At 30.3% G+C, this 2,350-nt stretch carries 2 protein-coding genes; one reads left to right on the forward strand and one right to left on the reverse strand.

The window, feature by feature from the left end:
- Positions 1-408 precede the first annotated feature (408 nt).
- A complete protein-coding gene (locus ADJ83_RS10515; RefSeq protein WP_048717750.1) occupies positions 409-708 on the reverse strand; it encodes a winged helix-turn-helix transcriptional regulator in 300 nt (99 codons plus the stop codon).
- Positions 709-1,209: 501 nt separating this feature from the next.
- Here ADJ83_RS10515 and ADJ83_RS10520 point away from each other — a divergent pair.
- Positions 1,210-2,034: an aldo/keto reductase gene (locus ADJ83_RS10520; protein ID WP_048717752.1), complete on the forward strand. Its 825-nt coding sequence runs from the start codon at positions 1,210-1,212 to the stop codon at positions 2,032-2,034.
- Positions 2,035-2,350: the final 316 nt, after the last annotated feature.

The raw sequence follows: 2,350 nt of genomic DNA on the forward strand, positions 1-2,350 counted from the left end.
CGCCAGGCCACTAAAAGACCTAAAAGCTTTATTGCTTTTAGGTCCTTTTTATCATTTTTAGCGTGAAGACTCCTTCCTCAAAAAGCGATAGCGGTTAGGTGGGAGATGAATCGCTTCTATTTTTATTAACTAGTGGTATCGAGATACTCTATTAATATTTGATTATTCTTATAGAAAACAATAATGTTAGTAGAAAGTAAATTCCCTTAAAAATCCCATATTTCAATATTGAATAACGGATAATGCTAAAGGACTTCATAAGTTGGAAGTCCTTTTAATATAAAAATCAATGAAGATAGATTAACTTAGTATAATGATTATTAGATAAGCTTAACTTTAAGTGGTACCAGACATAATAGTCCAGTCCAGTTTATAACAAAGGTTTACTTTATGTATGATAGAATTGTTTTACGCCCATTCAGCAGCCCACTTTTTCATTTCCTTTAATACACTATGAAAAGAATCGCCTTTTTTTGTAAGAGAGTATTCAACAGTAATAGGAACTGTAGGGATAGCTGTTCGAATAATAATACCTTTCTTCTCTAAATGTTTGAGTGTTGTCGTTAAAGAATTAGGACTTATCCCCTCAATGGATCTCCGTAATTCATTGAACCGTTTTGTCCCTTCGAATAATTCCCTTAACACTAGAAATGACCATTTATTTCCGATAATATCAAGTGTTTTTTCAATTGAGCATGGAATTTCCATCCTATCCCTCCTGGTTACGAATTAATAGTTAGTTAAGTATAAGTAACTATGTCATAAAAAATTCACTACTTACATTATTATATTAAGTCTTGTAAAATAGCAATCAAGCAATCCTAGTAGGAATCTCTAAAATTTTCAAATAAGATTTAGGAAAACTTAAATTGAAGCAATTTGGAAAGTGGAAATTTGAATGGACTTTATCTCCATTTATCATCTTTGTTAATACTTTAATTATTAAGGCGTTTAACGTAATTTATAGTTGAAAAGTATTTTAATGCATTTTTCTTTAGATAACTACATAGTAAGTATAATTGTTCTATGAAATAGTCCTCTAAGGAGGTTATTTTGGTTATCTTTAATCCTTATTGGTAATAAAGTAAACTTAGTTTATCTATCGTTTTTCTAATAATGAAAAGAGGAAAGGAAATAGTATCATTGCTTAGGAATTAAAGGGTAGGGATAGTAGCACAAATATATTTATTTAAAAAGGAGAAATGTATAATGGAATTTGTTACTTTAAATAATGGATTGAAAATGCCTCAATTAGGATTTGGAGTTTGGCAAGTGGCAGATAATCAAGCAACTAGTGCAGTCGCTGAAGCTCTTGTAGTTGGTTATCGATCCATTGATACTGCAATGATTTATAAAAATGAAAAAGGTGTAGGGAAAGCGATAAAAGAATCTTCTGTTCCTCGTGAAGAGTTGTTTATTACGACAAAAGTTTGGAATAGTGATCAAGGTTATGAAAATACACTGAAAGCATTTGATGAAAGTATAGAAAGATTGGGTCTTGATTATGTTGATTTATATTTAATTCATTGGCCAACACCTAAATTTGATAATTATGTGGATACATATAAAGCTTTAGAAAAACTATATAAGGATGGAAAAGTGAAAGCTATCGGTGTGTGTAACTTTGAAATAGAACATTTAGAGCGCATTTTAACTGAATGTGAAGTTAAGCCTGTTCTAAATCAGGTAGAATGTCATCCATACTTGGCGCAAAAGGAATTAAAGGAGTATTGTACAAAGCATGATATTTTTGTAGAAGCTTGGAGTCCGTTAGATCAGGGCGGAGAAGTATTGCAAGATGAAGTGATTAAAAATATTGCCGATGCACTCAAAAAAACACCAGCTCAAATTGTTTTGCGTTGGCATTTACAAAATAATACAATTGCGATTCCGAAATCAGTTACTCCATCAAGAATTGAAGAGAACTTCCAAGTGTTTGACTTTGAGCTCAATGAAACAGAAGTAAACGCTATAAATCAATTAAACATTAATAGACGTAAAGGATCTCATCCTAACGATATGCATGTACGTTAAATGTTATTTATCTCTATGAAAGAAAGGGGAGGTTTTATTTCTCTCTTTCTTTCGTTATTTTTACTTGAGTATTGTTTTATTTAGAAGGAAGAAAATTTTTAAATTTTTTTTGAATAAATTGCTGACAAAATGATTATAACCTGTTATTATATAAAAGTTGCTTCTAACGGCAACGTAATATGATAATTTAATAGTGAAAGTTATTTCGAAAAAGTTGTTGACTTTCGCTTGATAAATATGATATTATATAAAAGTTGCTTCTTATAGCAACAAACAAATTGCTCTTTGAAAACTGAACAAACAAACGTCAACAATA

It is taken from the genome of Bacillus sp. 522_BSPC (assembly GCF_001076885.1).
Lineage (GTDB): Bacteria > Bacillota > Bacilli > Bacillales > Cytobacillaceae > Niallia > Niallia hominis.